General features: G+C 63.9%; 12 protein-coding genes and 1 pseudogene. 7 read left to right on the top strand and 6 right to left on the bottom strand.

Going from position 1 to position 15,581, the window contains the following annotated elements; translation table 11 throughout:
• Window positions 1-19 precede the first annotated feature (19 nt).
• Window positions 20-379: a cell cycle two-component system response regulator CpdR gene (gene cpdR / locus AC5ZG5_RS18460; protein ID WP_027583737.1), complete on the bottom strand. Its 360-nt coding sequence runs from the start codon at window positions 377-379 to the stop codon at window positions 20-22.
• 310 nt (window positions 380-689) lie between these two features.
• Here cpdR and AC5ZG5_RS18455 point away from each other — a divergent pair, with 310 nt between their 5' ends.
• The gene (locus AC5ZG5_RS18455) at window positions 690-1,577 is read left to right on the top strand and encodes an N-formylglutamate amidohydrolase (protein WP_456643242.1); all 888 of its coding nucleotides are present in this window, start codon (window positions 690-692) and stop codon (window positions 1,575-1,577) included.
• A gap of 204 nt (window positions 1,578-1,781) precedes the next feature.
• Here the strand turns inward: AC5ZG5_RS18455 and AC5ZG5_RS18450 are convergent, their stop codons facing one another.
• The gene (locus AC5ZG5_RS18450; protein WP_456643243.1) at window positions 1,782-1,955 is read right to left on the bottom strand and encodes a hypothetical protein; all 174 of its coding nucleotides are present in this window, start codon (window positions 1,953-1,955) and stop codon (window positions 1,782-1,784) included.
• A gap of 178 nt (window positions 1,956-2,133) precedes the next feature.
• On the opposite strand from AC5ZG5_RS18450, the gene hisN reads away from it, so the two are divergent.
• A complete protein-coding gene (gene hisN / locus AC5ZG5_RS18445; RefSeq protein WP_456643244.1) occupies window positions 2,134-2,913 on the top strand; it encodes a histidinol-phosphatase in 780 nt (259 codons plus the stop codon).
• A gap of 12 nt (window positions 2,914-2,925) precedes the next feature.
• Here hisN and AC5ZG5_RS18440 read toward each other — a convergent pair whose 3' ends face one another.
• Window positions 2,926-3,816 carry a LysR substrate-binding domain-containing protein gene (locus tag AC5ZG5_RS18440; RefSeq protein WP_456643245.1) on the bottom strand — a complete coding sequence of 297 codons (891 nt, stop codon included), beginning with the start codon at window positions 3,814-3,816 and terminating at the stop codon, window positions 2,926-2,928.
• An 89-nt stretch (window positions 3,817-3,905) separates the two neighbouring features.
• Here AC5ZG5_RS18440 and AC5ZG5_RS18435 point away from each other — a divergent pair, with 89 nt between their 5' ends.
• A complete protein-coding gene (locus AC5ZG5_RS18435) occupies window positions 3,906-4,658 on the top strand; it encodes a sulfite exporter TauE/SafE family protein (RefSeq protein WP_456643246.1) in 753 nt (250 codons plus the stop codon).
• A gap of 15 nt (window positions 4,659-4,673) precedes the next feature.
• Here the strand turns inward: AC5ZG5_RS18435 and AC5ZG5_RS18430 are convergent, their stop codons facing one another.
• The gene (locus AC5ZG5_RS18430) at window positions 4,674-5,309 is read right to left on the bottom strand and encodes a LysE family translocator (protein WP_130228441.1); all 636 of its coding nucleotides are present in this window, start codon (window positions 5,307-5,309) and stop codon (window positions 4,674-4,676) included.
• A 239-nt stretch (window positions 5,310-5,548) separates the two neighbouring features.
• On the opposite strand from AC5ZG5_RS18430, the gene AC5ZG5_RS18425 reads away from it, so the two are divergent.
• Complete coding sequence (locus AC5ZG5_RS18425) at window positions 5,549-7,342, top strand: adenylate/guanylate cyclase domain-containing protein (protein WP_456643247.1); 1,794 nt, start codon at window positions 5,549-5,551, stop codon at window positions 7,340-7,342.
• A 122-nt stretch (window positions 7,343-7,464) separates the two neighbouring features.
• Window positions 7,465-7,791 (top strand): annotated as a pseudogene (locus AC5ZG5_RS18420) (c-type cytochrome); the annotation flags it as partial.
• 17 nt (window positions 7,792-7,808) lie between these two features.
• On the opposite strand, the gene AC5ZG5_RS18415 reads toward AC5ZG5_RS18420, so the two are convergent.
• Window positions 7,809-8,756, bottom strand: a complete 948-nt coding sequence (locus AC5ZG5_RS18415) for an alpha/beta fold hydrolase (RefSeq protein ID WP_130228431.1) — start codon at window positions 8,754-8,756, stop codon at window positions 7,809-7,811.
• A 218-nt stretch (window positions 8,757-8,974) separates the two neighbouring features.
• On the opposite strand from AC5ZG5_RS18415, the gene AC5ZG5_RS18410 reads away from it, so the two are divergent.
• Window positions 8,975-9,445 carry an Hsp20 family protein gene (locus AC5ZG5_RS18410; RefSeq protein ID WP_028162974.1) on the top strand — a complete coding sequence of 157 codons (471 nt, stop codon included), beginning with the start codon at window positions 8,975-8,977 and terminating at the stop codon, window positions 9,443-9,445.
• 194 nt (window positions 9,446-9,639) lie between these two features.
• Here AC5ZG5_RS18410 and AC5ZG5_RS18405 read toward each other — a convergent pair whose 3' ends face one another.
• A complete protein-coding gene (locus AC5ZG5_RS18405) occupies window positions 9,640-10,350 on the bottom strand; it encodes a hypothetical protein (protein WP_456643248.1) in 711 nt (236 codons plus the stop codon).
• Between the two features lie 456 nt (window positions 10,351-10,806).
• On the opposite strand from AC5ZG5_RS18405, the gene gltB reads away from it, so the two are divergent.
• Window positions 10,807-15,540, top strand: a complete 4,734-nt coding sequence (gene gltB, locus AC5ZG5_RS18400; RefSeq protein ID WP_456643249.1) for a glutamate synthase large subunit — start codon at window positions 10,807-10,809, stop codon at window positions 15,538-15,540.
• Window positions 15,541-15,581: the final 41 nt, after the last annotated feature.

The following is a 15,581-nucleotide window of genomic DNA, read 5'->3' as shown; positions in this document are numbered from 1 at the left end:
GGCGAATCTTGGCTGCCGATCAGGCCGCCAGCATCTTGTTCACTTCGCTGACCAATTCGCGCAGGTGCACGGGCTTGGCCAGCACCTTGGCGTTCTTGGGCGCCTCCGAATCGGAGTTCAGGGCGACGGCGGCGAATCCGGTGATGAACATGATCTTGATGTCGGGGTCGAGTTCCGAGGCGCGGCGGGCGAGCTCGATGCCATCCATCTCCGGCATCACGATGTCGGTCAGCAGCATCTCGAACGGCTCCTCGCGCAGCCTCTGATAGGCCGACATACCGTTATCGTGCGGGGAAACCTGGAATCCGGCGTTTTCGAGCGCCTTGACCAGGAAGCGGCGCATATCGTTGTCGTCTTCGGCGAGGAGGATCTTGGGCATGGCGTTGATTTCGTCGAATCCCGGCTTGGGAGGATCGGTCCGCACACTAAGCCCGATAGGCGGTAAATTTCGAGTGAAAGATGAGCCGGCGCGGCCGACCGGATGCTTAACTTAGTTGTGGACCGGAACGCCGCGCGAATCAATCGCGTCGGGCGTTACCCGCTCTTAAGAGACATTCCAGCCCGGCTCACGATTTTTTTCGCTTGGCAGAAGGGTCGTGATTACCGACAATGCCCCCACATAAATCCTCCGTTTTTCCGGCAAAATCGTGCTGGAAGCCCCAGCGGAATTGAAGGGACGGCGCCGGACGATGAGCAGGCCTGACGGTGAATTGCCGCCTCCGTTCGAGATCGTCGAACCCGTCAATTGGCGGGCGCCGATCATCTTCAACTCGCCGCATTCGGGCTCGGTCTATCCGGCCGAATTCCTCAACGCCTCCAGGATCGATCTGACGTCGCTCAGGCGCTCGGAAGACTCCTTCATGGACGAGTTGATCGAAGGCTTGAGCGCGCGTGGCTTTCCCGTCGTGCGGGTGCATTTCCCGCGCTCCTATGTCGACGTGAACCGCGAGCCCTATGAGCTCGATCCGCGCATGTTCACGGGCCGGCTTCCGAGCTTTGCCAATACGCGCTCGATGCGGGTCGCTGGCGGGCTTGGCACGATCCCGCGCGTCGTCGGCGACGGCCAGGAGATTTATCGCGAGCGGCTCAATGTCGATGAGGCGCTGTCGCGGATCGAGGCGCTCTACAAGCCCTATCACCGGGCGCTGCGCCGGCTGATCAACAAGGCGCACCAGGCGTTCGGAACCGTTGTTGTGGTCGACTGCCACTCGATGCCGTCGATCGGGGTGTCGCGGGACGAGCCGCGGCGGCCCGACATCGTCATCGGCGACCGCTACGGCACAAGCTGCGCGCCGCTGCTCCCCGACGTGGTCGAAGACGTCATGAGCGGGCTCGGCTATTCGATCGGCCGCAACAAGCCCTATGCCGGCGGCTTCATCACCGAGCACTACGGCAACCCGGCGACCGGGCTGCATACCGTTCAGCTCGAGCTCAACCGCGCGGTCTACATGGATGAACGCCGGCGCGAGCGCGGGCCGCGCTTTGCGCAGTTGGCCGCCGATTTCGCAACCTTGGCGGAGGCGCTGGCGGAAGTCCCGCTCGGCGACCTCGGTGCGTTCCAGGCGGCAGCGGAGTAGGATCCATCGTCATTCCGGGGCGCGCGAGCGCGAACCCGGAATCCATCTCACTACCATACCTGCGGCCCGATGGATTCCAGGTTCGTCCTTCGGACGCCCCGGAATGACAGCAAGAACCCCAAAAGAAAAAAGGGCCGCTTGAATGAACAAGCGGCCCAAGTCTAGGGAGGAAACGCCCAAGGAGGGCAGCGATAGCGCGAGGCGCTACCGCACCGCAACAATATGCGGCCGCGCCGCACAAAACGCAAGCGGTTTTAGATTCATTTCCCATGCATTATCCGCAGGGCTTGCAGACCCGCAACACAGGGCTAAAGTCGATTTTTGTCGTTTTCTTTCAATATCTTCGTCAAGAAATGAACGGCTAATGCTGTTCTTCAATCGCAGCCTCCCGATTTCGTGACTGCACCTAGTACCAAAACTCATAGCGGGATGCGGCGCCCCTCTCGCGTTCAAAAATGCTGGCGACAAACCTCCTCAATGTCGGTGCGGATTATCCCGGATTGAGCTAGGCAGTAGCACTGAGTTGCCAGTTCGCTTCTCGCTTTAAGGAACAGCCGTGCCGGTCATCGATTTCACTGCCTTCATCGGCCGCCTCGCGACCGCCGCCGGCGAAACCATCCTGCCGTTCTTCCGCACCTCGCTCTCAGTCGACAATAAGAGCGCTAGCGAATTCGATCCGGTGACCGAAGCCGACCGCGCAGCAGAAGCGGTGATGCGGCGGTTGATCAAGGCCAATTTCCCCCAGCACGGCATCGTTGGCGAGGAATTCGGCAATGAGCGCGAGGACGCCGAATATGTCTGGGTGCTCGATCCGATCGACGGCACCAAGTCGTTCATCGGCGGCTTCCCGATCTGGGGCACGCTGATCGCGCTGCTGCACAAGTGCACGCCGGTGTTCGGGATGATGCATCAGCCCTACATCGGCGAGCGGTTCTCCGGCGACAATGGTTCAGCTCATTACTCCGGCCCGTCCGGCGAACGGCGGCTTTCGGTCAGGCGCTGCGCATCGCTGAAGGAGGCGACGGCCTACACCACGAGTCCGCTGTTGATGAACGCCACCGACCGGGCATGCTTTGGACGGATCGAGAGCGCCGCCAGGCTCACGCGCTATGGCGGAGACTGCTACTCCTACTGCATGCTGGCTGCCGGCCATCTCGATCTCGTGGTCGAGACCGAGCTCAAGCCGTATGACATCGCAGGCCTGATTCCGATCGTCACCGGCGCCGGCGGCATCGTCACCACCTGGGAAGGCAAGCCAGCGCAAAGCGGCGGCCGCATCATCGCCGCGGGCGACCCGCGGGTGCACGAGGCGGCGATGAAGCTGCTCAACGGTTGAGCAAGCCCCCCGTCACGATGCGGCCTTGCGCAGATAGTCGACGAGCAGCTTCGCCGGGCGCGGCAATGCCTTGAAGCTGCGCGCGCAGATCGTGAGTTTGCGGTCGGCCCAGGAGTCGCGCAGCCGGATGGACGTGATCGGCATCGACCGGGCGCAGCGCCGGGCGGCCGTCTCCGGGATCACGGCGATGCCGACATCGGCCGCGACCATCTGGCAGATCGCGTCGAAATCGCGCAGGCGCGCCCGGAACCGCAGACGGGCCCCTAACCGGGCCGCATGCTTGGCGATGTGGGCCTGCAGCGCGGTCGAGGCGGTCAGCCCGACGAAGTCATAGCCGGTCACGTCCTGGAAATCGATCTGGCGGCGGCCTGCGAGATCGCTGCGGCGCGAGGCCACCAGCGTCAGGCGATCCTCGCTGAACAGGAAGCGCTCGACGCTTTCGGGCAACGCATGCTCGGCGGCGAAGCCGAGATCCGCAGCACCGGTCGCGATCGCAGCCGCGATGTCGGCGCTCTCGCGCTCCTCGACGTCGATATTGATGTCGGGATGCTCGCGCAGGAAGGCCGCGAGCGCCCGCGGCAGATGTTCCGACAGGCCCGACGTGTTGGCGAGCAGCAGCACGCTCGCCCTAACGCCGCTGGCATAGGCGGCAAGGTCGCCGCGCAGCGCTTCGACATTGTGGATCACGATCCGCGCATGATCGAGCAGGCTTTCGCCGGCGGCGGTCAACTCGACACCGCGGCGGCCGCGCTTGAGCAGCGAGACGCCAAGCGCAGCCTCGAGCCCCTTGATCCGTTCGCTCGCGGACGCAAGTGCCAGATGAACGCGGGAAGCGCCATTGGTGATGCTGCGCGTCTCCGCCACCGCAATGAAGAGCTGCAGATCAACCAGGTCGAAACGCATACCGGGCTCCGTCTATCTTCGGCAAAGCCGAAGGCATTCTCCGTAATCTCCAGATTGTGCCGCTTGCGGCGATCGGTCAATGTGGCCCCATGTTCGACTCGATGCTGATTCTGATCGCCTTCGCCTTCCTGCTTGCCGGTTTCGTCAAAGGAACGCTGGGGCTTGGCCTGCCTACGGTTTCCATGGGACTGCTGGCCGTGACGATGCCGCCCGCGCAGGCGATCTCGATCGTGATCGTGCCGGCGATCGTCACCAACATCTGGCAGACCTTCGTCGGCTCTTATCTGCGCGACATCCTCAAGCGGCTATGGCCGCTGATGCTCGGCACCGTGGTCGGCATCTGGCTGAATAGCGGGCTGCTGACCGGGCCTTATGCGCCCTATGGCACCGTCGTTCTTGGTCTCCTGCTCATCATCTATGCGGTCGTGGGCCTTAGCCGCTTCAGCTTCAAGGTCGCCCGCCGCGACGAGAAATGGATCGGCGGCATCGTCGGCGTCGTGACCGGGGTGATCTCGGCGGCGACAGGCGTGCAGGTGATTCCGTCGATGCCATTCATGCAGGCGATCGGCATGGAGAAGGACGAGCTAGTGCAGGCGCTCGGCCTGTTCTTCACCACCGCAACCGTCGCCCTCGCCTTCAATCTCACCGCCGCCGGTGTATTGACCGCCGCGACCGCGCTGCCCGGGGCGGTGGCGATGGTGGCGTCCTTCGTTGGCATGTTCGTCGGGCAGGCGGTGCGGTCACGGCTGCAGCCGGAGGCGTTCCGCCGCTGGTTCCTGATCGCGATGATCCTGCTCGGGTTCTACCTCGCAGCCAGCGCGCTCGTGAAGATCCACGGCTAAGCCTCGAGGATTTCTCTAGCGCGCCTCCAGCATCGCCACCCGGAAGCCGAGATAGACGAACAGCCCGCCGAGCGTGCGGTTGATCCAGGCGATCACGCCGCTGGAGCGGCGGATCCGCATCGCCGCCCGCGCCGCAAAGGCCGCCACGCCGAAACACCACAGCGTGCCGTTGAAGACGAAGATCGCGCCGAGCAGCAGGAAGGCCGCGGTCTTGTGTGGCGAATCAGCCGCCACGAACTGCGGCAGGAAGGCGAGGAAGAACAGCGCCACCTTCGGATTGAGCGCATTGGTGAGCGCGCCCTGCCAGAACACCCGTCGCAGCGTCGGCGCCTCACCCTGAAGGGTGACATCCGCGATCACGCGCTGGCGTGACAACAGCATCTGGACGCCCGTGAACAGGAGATAGGCTGCGCCGACCCATTTGAGGGCGGTAAAGGCCAGCGAGGACGTCATCAGCAGCGCCGAAAGCCCAATCGCCGCGCCGAAGACATGAAAAAGGCAGCCACAGCTTATGCCGAGCGCGGCCGCCGCTCCGCCACGCCATCCGAGTTGCATGCTCCTGCCGATGATATAGGCGGTGTCTGGCCCCGGCGTCACGTTAAGCAGCAGCCCCGACAAGATGAAAAGCCATAGTTCGTGAATTCCGAGCATCGTCATCATCTCTCACGCGGACGTTGGCCAACGAACAAGGACAGCAGCTCCACATTATTCCACGACATAAAAATCATGCAGCTAACATTTCCGGCGCCGTCCGCTGCCAATTCCGGAACGTTTGCATTACTATGATCTCAGGATCGGGCTTCCGCCAGGTACATCTTGTTTTATAAGGGTTGGAACGGTCGGCCGCGCACGCGGCGGTCACTGGCCGATTCCGGAGCATAGATACGGTTATGGAGAGACGGCTAGCTGCCATAGTCTGCGCCGATGTCGCCGGCTACTCGCGGATGATGGGCGCCGACGAGGCGGGCACGCATGCCGCCTTCAAAGCCCATCGGACCGCGATCCATCCGATCATCCTCAATCATGGCGGCCGTATTCTGAAGAACACCGGCGACGGCTTCCTGCTCGAATTTCCGAGCATCGTCGGAGCGCTGGAGGCCGCCATCGAGATGCAGATGCTGATGGCGGAGCGCAATAACCAGCTTCCCGCCGACCGTGTCATGCAGTTCCGGATGGGCATTCACATGGGCGATGTGATGGCCGACGAGGACGAATTGTTCGGCGATGACGTCAACATCGCCGTCCGGCTCGAGACGGTTTCCCCGCCGGGCGGCTTGGCCGCCTCGGCCAAGGCCTATCACGAAGCCGGCAGGCACCTCAAAGCCACCTTGGTCAACACCGGCAGCCATCGTTTCAAGAATATCGCGGACCCCGTGGAGGTCTTCACCTGGGAGCCGGGCGGCCCGGAGGCGCCTGGGCGCCAGGTGCGGGATTCGTCGGGCCTGCCAGGGCAGTCGCGGACCGCGATCGTCGGCGTGCTTCCCTTCGCCAATTTGAGCGACTCCAGCGACGAGTATTTTTCCGACGGATTGACCGAAGACCTGATCCACGCGCTTTCGCTGCAGTCCTTCTATCGGGTGCTGAGCCGCAACTCGACATTCTCCTTCAAGGGCAAGAATGTGAGCACCCGCCTGATCGCCCGCGAGATCGACGCGACCTACCTGATCCAGGGCTCGGTGCGGCGTGCCGGCAGCAAGATCCGCGTGACCGCCGAGCTGATCGCGCCCGAGAACGGCGAGCAACTGTGGACCGGCCGCTATGACCGCGACATGGGCGATCTGTTCGCGATGCAGGACGAGATCACGACCAGTCTCTCCGCGGCGATCGCAACGGAGATATTCCGCGCGGAGGCTTCCGCACCTGCCCGCGTTTCCAGCGATGTCACGGCGTGGGATCGCTTCCTGAAGGGCCTTTCCCACTATTACCGGCACACCAAGGAAGATTACGAGGCTTCCATTGCGCTATTCAAGGAAGCGATCGCGCTCGACCCGACGCTTTCGATCGCGCACGCCTATCTCGCCACCATCCAGGTGCAGAGCATTCAGTTTGGCTGGATCAAGCGCACGCGCGAATTGTGGACCTCGATCGTGAGCCTTGCGGAGGCCAGCGTTCGGCTCGACCCGCGCTCGTCCTTCGCCTTTCAGATCCTGTCCTATGTGCGTTCGGTGGAGGGACACTACGAGGCGGCCCTGGATGCGGCGAACCGCGCCGTGGCGCTCAACCCATACGACATGGGCGCGCGCGGCGTGCTTGGATATGTTCACCTCGTGAGCGGCGAGCATCGCCAGGCCATCGAACTGTTTTCGATGGGGGCGCAGCGCGGCAACAGCGACCCACGTTACCAATGGGCAGCCTTGAACGCGTTCAGCCACTACCTCCTGGGACAATACGACGCGACCCTGTCCTGGGCGCGCGAGCAGCTCTACATCAATCCGAACCATATGCCGGCACTGGCGATCCGTGCCGCCGCGCTGGCTCAGCTGGGGCGGACCAAGGAGGCGGCGGACGCGACCGGCGTTCTGATGTCCAACTATCCGACTTTCACCGTCGATCGACATTTGAAGAACTTCCATTGGAAGCAGCCGGCCGATATCCAACACTATCGTGAGGGGCTCCTGAAAGCCGGCGTACCGCTCGCCCGCCTGACCCTTGTCGAAACCCGAAGGCTTGCCGCCGAGTCGTGAACGAGCGCGCAGCCGAGCGCAGCGCCCTCCGGTCATTCACCCACTTTGAGGGATTCAGGCAAACCTCGCCACACGCTGTAGTCGTGTAACACCCCGCCACCGCGCTTCGGTGGTTTGACCGCGCCACGGCACCCTATCTGCACAACGGCTCCGTCGCCTCGCTCGAATGGCTGCTCCGACCCGCCGCCGAGCGTCCAAAAAAGTTCTGCATGGGCGCGCGTGATTTCGACCCGGAGCATGCCGGCTTGGACGTGAAGAGCGACGAGACGTCGTGCAGGAATGGCCAGACGCTGTTCTCGGCGACCGATCGCGACGGAAAAGAGATCCACGGCAACAGCGTGAGCGGCCGCTCGTTCGAGGGAGCCGCACCGTATCCGAAGGGCATCGTCGGCCGCGCGCTCGACAAGAATGAGCGCGAAGCCCTGATCGAATATCTGAAGACCTTGTAGCCGATCGAGGAAATATTCTACCCGAACAGCGGCGTGCCCGGCACGAAGGCGTCGAACGCCGCCCAGAACTGCGCGCGGTAGCGGTCCTGCTCTTGCAGGATCTCGTGCTTGGAGCCGGCGATCACGAGATGCGAGCCGGCGCGCAAGTGATAGGCGAACTCCTCGATGGCAGGCGTCGACACCACGGTGTCGTTGCTCGCCGCCAGCATCAGGATCGGCTGGCGGATCTGCGAGGGATAGTAATATTCGCGGAACGTACGCATCGCCTTGAAGGCGGTGTCGGCCCAGGCGACCGTTGGCGCACCGAGGCCGAGCGTTGCGTCTTCTTCCAGGATCGCCGCGTTGCGCGCAAAGCGGACGGGATCGCTGGTGAGGGGATTGTTGATGAAGGGCGAAAGCCCGACCAGATCGTCGCTGCCGCCCGGAACGTAGCGTCCGCCCTGGCCGGCAAGCCGCATGATCCGCAACAGCGCGGATGGTACAAATGAGGTGCGGCGTCCCGGCAGGTCGATCATCGGTGCCGACAGCACCATGCGATCGAACCAGCGTTTTCCCGCATGCGCGATGCGCAACATCACGGCCCCGCCCATCGAATGCGCCAGCGCAAAATAGGGCGGCGGACAATCCGGCAGCACCACCTGCTGCACGAAGGTTTCGACGTCGATCTCGTAATCGGCAAAGCTGCGCACATAGCCTTTGCGTGGATCGCGCAACTGCCGCGAGGAATGGCCCTGCCCGCGCCAATCGATCATCGCCACCGCAAAGCCGCGGTCGCGCAGATCGCGCACGGTCTCGAAATATTTCTCGATCATCTCGCTGCGGCCGGTGAACACGCAGACTGTCCCCTTGCGGCCCGGCGGCGGCGCCCATCGCGCAAAGCGCAATTCAGCGCCATCAGGCGTCTTGATGGTGCCGCTGACGACGTCTTCCGGAACCGGATTGGCTGGAATGGAGACGAGCGTCATGAAGGGGAACCGCTAGGTGAGAGACGGCGGGAATCAAGGGCGTGAGCGCCAAAAAGCGACGATATTTCCGCCTCTTGAACGCCTGATGGCCCCACCCATATCACCTTCGTGCAGGCCGCTACCAGTGTTTCGGAACCGGAACATCAGGCTGCACACAGACTAAAGCCCGGCCCGATGGCGGGCGGGTAATCGAATCAGTCGCTCATTGGAGGACTATCATGCGTACCTACGATCTGACCCCGTTCTATCGTTCCACCGTCGGCTTCGACCGCTTTTTCAACCTGCTCGATCAGGCGACTTCGGACGGCAGTCCCGGCTATCCCCCCTACAACATCGAGCGCACCGGCGAGAACGCCTACCGCATCAGCGTTGCGGTTTCCGGCTTCTCCGAGGCTGAGCTTTCCATCGTCGCGAAGGAAAACACGCTGACGATCAAGGGCGAGAAGACCGCCAACGAGAATGGCAAGGACAATACCAACGTTCTCTATCGCGGCATCGCCTCTCGGGCCTTTGAGCGCGCGTTCCAGCTCGCCGACTTCGTACAGGTGAAGAGCGCTTCGCTTGAGAACGGCCTGCTCCACGTCGACCTCATTCGCGAGATTCCCGAGGCCAAGAAACCGCGCAGCATTCCGATCACGACCGGCTCCGCCGCGCCGCAGGTCGCCGACGGCTCCAAGGCCGCCGCCTAATCGCGGCAGCAGCTTCGGCAGATATTGGTTGAACGCAAAACGCCCCGGGAAACCGGGGCGTTTTTGTTTTTCTCGGTCATTCCGGGATGCGCCGTCAGGCGCAGGCCCGGAATCCATTTGGCCACGGGTGTCGGCGGCGAAATGGATTCCGGGTTCGATGCTCATGCATCGCCCCGGAATGACAGGAACGTTTGCTACTCCAAGCCCTGCACCTGCGGCATTTCCTGGGTCGGCAGAATGGTCGGCGCGGCGGGAGCAGCCGGCTTGACCTGGCCGACGGTCGGGGCGGCAGCCGGTGGAATGGCCTGCTGGGTCTCCGCGGGCTTCTGCTGCACGGCGGCTGATTGCTGGGCCGGTTCCGGCGCGCGCTTCGCGGTCAGCGGGTTCGGCCTGGGCTTCGGCACAGTCCGGCTCGCCACATGCGGAATGGGGGCCGGCGGCCGCGGCACGCTGCTGCGAACAGGGGTTGCCGGCGGCAACGGCCCGGCAGCGCCATAGGCGCCGCTCAGATCGCCTCGATAATCGTCATCCATCCCGTCGGCCGGAATGAATCGGATGATGCGCCCGCTGCGCGCATCGATGATCAGCCTGCCGTCGCTGCCGCCGGGCTCGATGACCGCGATCGTGTAGACCAGCCCGTGCTGCCGCGGGATGCCGAGCGGCAGGAACCCGTTTTCGCGCAGCACGGCGTAGACTTCGATCGGCGGCAGCAGCCCCGGTTCGTAGGCTGGCCCATAGCGCGGCGCCGGCACTTCCGGCGGCATCGCCGCATAGGGGCCGTCGAAGTCGGACACGGTCACGACCAGCGGATTTTCGACGTGATTGGGCGCCAGCAACTGCGCATTGGCGGTCGGGGCCGCAAGAACGAGGCCCGCAGACAAGACCCATCCCGTAAACAGCTTCATCACCGGTAGCTCCTGTAAGACGCTGGGCGTGGAGCATTTTTGCCCTCTGGCGCCCGCGGGAAACTTCAGCGGCAATTCCGGCGGTCCTTGGGCCGGATCACGGCGCGTTTGCTTCAAATCGGGGGCGGCCCTCCCGTCGCGCACCGCGCAAAACTACATGCGGACGAGGACTCTCATGCGCTTGTGTGATAGAAAAAAATTTGGCAAGGTCGGAGTTAGGACAGTATAGCTGTCTTAATCGCGGAGCAATTCCCGGCATAGGGATTGCAACGGAAACTCGGCCCTTCGGGCTCCGAGAATGCTGCGGGCAAGGCCGTTCCTCAGGGACGTTGAACGCTCCTCGCCTGATTTAAGACATTGCGGCTCGCGGAGGACGAGCGGTGGCCCCAGTGGGTGCCGCAACGCCCAAGGTGCGCCAACGACCGTGAGGCCCTTTAGCCTTATTTGAGAGGAAACATGAGCGGGTCGGAATTCGAGCGCGAAACCATCGTGACAGAGACGTTGTCGGCGGCCGCAGCCTCGAAAGCGGACGAACCGGCGCGCGAACACGATTGGCGTCCCAAAGCCGAAGGCATGTACGACCCGAGCCTGGAGAAGGATGCCTGCGGCGTCGGCTTCATCGCCAACATCAAGGGCAAGCCCTCGCACCAGATCGTCTCCGACGCGCTGAACATTCTTTGCAACCTCGAGCACCGCGGCGCGGTCGGCGCCGATCCGCGCGCCGGTGACGGCGCCGGCATCCTGGTGCAGATCCCGCACGCTTTCTTCGCGCGCAAGGCGGCCGAGCTTGGCTTCAAGCTGCCGCAGCCGGGCGACTATGCAATCGGTGCGCTGTTCCTGCCGCGCGACGCTGCCTGGCGCAACGTCATCAAGAGCATCATCGCCGACGAGATCAAGAACGAGGGCTTCAAGCTGCTCGGCTGGCGCGACGTGCCGACCGACAACTCCTCCCTCGGCGTCACCGTGAAGCCGACCGAGCCCTATCACCTGCAGGTATTCATCGGCCGCAACGGCGTCGGCAAGACCGAGGACGAGTTCGAGCGCCGGCTCTACATCCTGCGCAAGTCGATCTCGCAGGCGATCTATCAGCGCCGCGATCGCGGCATGGCCGGCTACTACCCGGTCTCGTTCTCGTGCCGCACGGTAATCTACAAGGGCATGTTCCTGGCCGATCAGCTCGGCAAGTATTATCCGGACCTGCACGAGGACGATTTCGCGAGCGCGCTGGCGCTGGTGCACCAGCGCTTCTCGACTAACACCTTCCCGGCCTGGTCGCTGGCGCATCCCTATCGCATGATCGCCCATAACGGCGAGATCAACACGCTGCGCGGCAACGTCAACTGGATGGCGGCGCGGCAAGCTTCCGTGCATTCGGAGCTCTACGGCAAGGACATCAGCCGGCTCTGGCCGATTTCCTATGAAGGCCAGAGCGACACCGCCTGCTTCGACAACGCGCTCGAATTCCTGGTGCAGGGCGGGTACTCGCTGCCGCACGCGGTGATGATGATGATTCCGGAAGCGTGGGCCGGCAATCCCTTGATGGATGAAGAGCGCCGCGCCTTCTACGAATATCACGCCGCGATGATGGAGCCGTGGGACGGCCCCGCCGCGATCGCGTTCACCGACGGTCGCAAGATCGGCGCCACGCTCGATCGCAACGGCCTGCGGCCGGCGCGCTATATGGTGACAAAAGACGACCGCATCGTGATGGCGTCCGAGATGGGCGTGCTGAAGATCCCGGAGGACCAGATCGTCACCAAGTGGCGGCTGCAGCCGGGCAAGATGCTGCTCGTCGATCTCGAGCAGGGCCGGCTCATTCCCGACGACGAGATCAAGGCCGATCTGGCCAAGAGCCATCCCTATCGCGACTGGCTGGCCCGCACCCAGATGCAGCTCGAAGAACTGCCTGACGCGCCGACCAAGAGCGTGCGTTCGAACCTGCCGCTGCTCGACCGCCAGCAGGCATTCGGCTATTCGCAGGAAGACATCAACATCCTGATGACGCCGATGGCGGCAACCGGCGAAGAAGCCGCGGGTTCGATGGGCAACGACACGCCGATCTCGGCGCTGTCCGACAAGCCGAAGCCGCTGTTCACCTATTTCAAGCAGAACTTCGCGCAGGTGACGAACCCGCCAATCGACCCGATCCGCGAGGAGCTCGTGATGAGCCTCGTCTCGATCATCGGGCCGCGGCCGAACCTGTTCGACCTGCAGGGGCTCGCCTCCACCAAGCGCCTCGAAGTGCGCCAGCCGATCCTGACCGACGCGGATCTGGAGAAGATCCGCTCGATCTCCGATGTCGCCGAGACGCATTTCAAGTCGCGCACGCTGGACACCACCTTCCATGCCGGCTTCGGCGCCGCCGGCATGGAGCAGGTGCTGGACGAGCTCTGCGCGCGCGCCGAAGGCGCGGTGCGCGAGGGCATCAACATCATCATCCTGTCCGACCGCATGACGGGCACCGACCGGATCCCGATCCCCGCGCTGCTCGCCTGCGCCGCCGTGCATCATCATTTGATCCGCACCGGCTTGCGTACGTCGGTCGGCCTCGTGGTCGAATCCGGCGAGCCGCGCGAAGTGCACCATTTCGCCTGTCTCGCCGGCTACGGCGCGGAGGCGATCAATCCCTATCTCGCATTCGAGACCATCATCGCGATGAAGGACCGCCTGCCGGGCGGGCTCGACGACAAGGAGATCGTCAAGCGCTACATCAAGTCGATCGGCAAGGGCCTGCTCAAGGTGATGTCCAAGATGGGCATCTCGACCTACCAGTCCTATTGCGGCGCGCAGATCTTCGACGCCGTCGGGCTGAAGGCCGATTTCGTCGGCAAGTATTTTGCCGGCACCCACACCCGCATCGAAGGCGTGGGGCTGGGCGAGATCGCCGAGGAAACCGCGCGTCGGCATGCCGATGCGTTCGGCGACGCCCAGGTCTACAAGACCGCGCTCGATGTCGGCGGCGAGTACGCTTACCGCACCCGCGGCGAGGATCACGCCTGGACCGCCGAGTCGGTCTCCGCGCTGCAGCACGCCGTGCGCGGCAACTCGCTCGAGCGCTATCGCGCGTTCGCCAAGATCCTGAACGAGCAGCAGGAGCGGCTGCTCACGCTGCGCGGCCTGTTCCGGATCAAGACCGCGGCGGAAGAAAAGCGCAAGCCGGTGAAGCTCGAGGAGGTCGAGCCGGCCAAGGAGATCGTCAAGCGCTTCTCCACGGGCGCAATGTCGTTCGGCTCGATCTCGCGCGAGGCGCACACCACGCTCGCCATCGCGATGAACCGGATCGGCGGCAAGTCCAACACCGGCGAAGGCGGCGAGGAATCCGATCGCTTCAAGCCGCTGCCGAACGGCGATTCCATGCGCTCGGCGATCAAGCAGGTCGCCTCGGGCCGCTTCGGCGTGACGACGGAATATCTCGTCAACTCCGACATGATGCAGATCAAGATGGCGCAGGGCGCCAAGCCCGGCGAAGGCGGCCAGTTGCCCGGCCACAAGGTCGACGCGACGATCGCCCGCGTCCGCCATTCGACGCCCGGCGTCGGCCTGATCTCGCCGCCGCCGCACCACGACATCTATTCGATCGAGGATCTGGCGCAGCTCATCTACGATTTGAAGAACGTCAATCCGGACGGCGACGTGTCGGTCAAGCTCGTCTCCGAGATCGGCGTCGGCACGGTTGCCGCCGGTGTCGCGAAGGCGCGTGCCGACCATGTGACGATCGCGGGCTTCGAGGGCGGCACCGGTGCCTCGCCCCTCACCTCGATCAAGCATGCCGGCAGCCCGTGGGAGATCGGGCTCGCCGAAACTCACCAGACGCTGGTGCGCGAGCGGCTGCGCAGCCGCATCTCGGTGCAGGTCGACGGCGGCTTCCGCACCGGGCGTGATGTCGTGATCGGCGCGCTGCTCGGGGCCGACGAGTTCGGCTTCGCCACGGCGCCCTTGATCGCGGCCGGCTGCATCATGATGCGCAAGTGCCATCTCAACACCTGCCCGGTCGGCGTCGCGACCCAGGACCCGGTGCTGCGCAAGCGCTTCACCGGCCAGCCCGAGCACGTGATCAACTACTTCTTCTTCGTCGCCGAGGAAGTGCGCGAGATCATGGCGACGCTCGGCTACCGGACGTTCGACGAGATGGTCGGCCAGACCCAGATGCTCGACCAGACCTCGCTGGTCGCGCATTGGAAAGCCAAGGGCCTCGATTTCTCGCGGCTGTTCGTGCGGCAGAAGGAGGAGAAGGGCCAGAAGATCTACCGTTCGGAGGCCCAGAACCATCATCTGGAAGCCGTGCTCGACCGTCGCCTGATCGAGAAGGCCCGCGCCGCGCTCGACCGTGGCGCGCCGGTCAGGATCGAGGAGGAGATCAACAACACCGACCGCTCTGCCGGCGCGATGCTGTCGGGCCAGGTGGCGAAGATCTACGGCCATGAAGGCCTGCCGCTCGATACCATCCATGTCAGCCTCAAGGGTACCGCGGGCCAGGCATTCGGCGCGTGGCTTGCCAAGGGCGTCACCTTCGAGCTCGAAGGTGAAGGCAACGACTATGTCGGCAAGGGCCTTTCTGGTGGACGCCTCATCGTCAAGCCGCCGAAGAATTCCGGCATCGTGCCGGAGGAGTCGATCATCGTCGGCAACACCGTGATGTACGGCGCGATCGAGGGCGAATGCTACTTCCGTGGCATCGCCGGCGAACGCTTCGCCGTGCGCAATTCCGGCGCGGTCGCGGTCGTCGAGGGCGCCGGCGATCATTGCTGCGAATACATGACCGGCGGCATCGTCGTCGTGCTCGGCAAGACCGGCCGGAACTTCGCAGCCGGCATGTCCGGCGGTATCGCCTATGTCCTGGACGAAGCCGGCGACTTCCCGAAACTGTGCAACCTCTCGATGGTCGAGCTGGAACCGGTGCTGTCGGAAGAGATGATCAACGCCGCCACCTATCACCATGCCGGCGATCTCGAGGCGCATGGCCGGGTCGACGTGTTCCAGAACCTGCTTGATTCCGATGTCGAACGGCTCCATGTGCTGGTCACGCGGCACGCCAAGCTGACCGGCTCGAAGAAAGCCGCCGAGATCCTGGCGGACTGGAAGGCGTGGCTGCCGAAATTCCGCAAGGTGATGCCGGTCGAGTACCGTCGCGCACTGAAGGAAATGAAGGCGAACGCCGACGCGGAGCCGAAAATCGCGATCGGAGCGTAGTCACAAGACCCTCATGGTGTGAGGAGGCGCGAAGCGCCGTC

Source organism: Bradyrhizobium sp. Ses1 (genome assembly GCF_059512365.1).
Note: the sequence above shows the minus strand (reverse complement) of the source record. Positions and strands in the feature narration are given on the sequence as shown.

Excerpts from the sequence above, each read along its gene's own strand:
- gltB (WP_456643249.1), top strand. The coding sequence starts at position 10,807 with ATGAGCGGGTCGGAATTCGAGCGCGAAACCATCGTGACAGAGACGTTG.
- AC5ZG5_RS18455 (WP_456643242.1), top strand. The coding sequence starts at position 690 with ATGAGCAGGCCTGACGGTGAATTGCCGCCTCCGTTCGAGATCGTCGAA.
- AC5ZG5_RS18440 (WP_456643245.1), bottom strand. The coding sequence starts at position 3,816 with ATGCGTTTCGACCTGGTTGATCTGCAGCTCTTCATTGCGGTGGCGGAG.
- AC5ZG5_RS18410 (WP_028162974.1), top strand. The coding sequence starts at position 8,975 with ATGCGTACCTACGATCTGACCCCGTTCTATCGTTCCACCGTCGGCTTC.
- AC5ZG5_RS18415 (WP_130228431.1), bottom strand. The coding sequence starts at position 8,756 with ATGACGCTCGTCTCCATTCCAGCCAATCCGGTTCCGGAAGACGTCGTC.
- cpdR (WP_027583737.1), bottom strand. The coding sequence starts at position 379 with ATGCCCAAGATCCTCCTCGCCGAAGACGACAACGATATGCGCCGCTTC.
- AC5ZG5_RS18425 (WP_456643247.1), top strand. The coding sequence starts at position 5,549 with ATGGAGAGACGGCTAGCTGCCATAGTCTGCGCCGATGTCGCCGGCTAC.
- AC5ZG5_RS18405 (WP_456643248.1), bottom strand. The coding sequence starts at position 10,350 with ATGAAGCTGTTTACGGGATGGGTCTTGTCTGCGGGCCTCGTTCTTGCG.
- AC5ZG5_RS18435 (WP_456643246.1), top strand. The coding sequence starts at position 3,906 with ATGTTCGACTCGATGCTGATTCTGATCGCCTTCGCCTTCCTGCTTGCC.
- AC5ZG5_RS18430 (WP_130228441.1), bottom strand. The coding sequence starts at position 5,309 with ATGCTCGGAATTCACGAACTATGGCTTTTCATCTTGTCGGGGCTGCTG.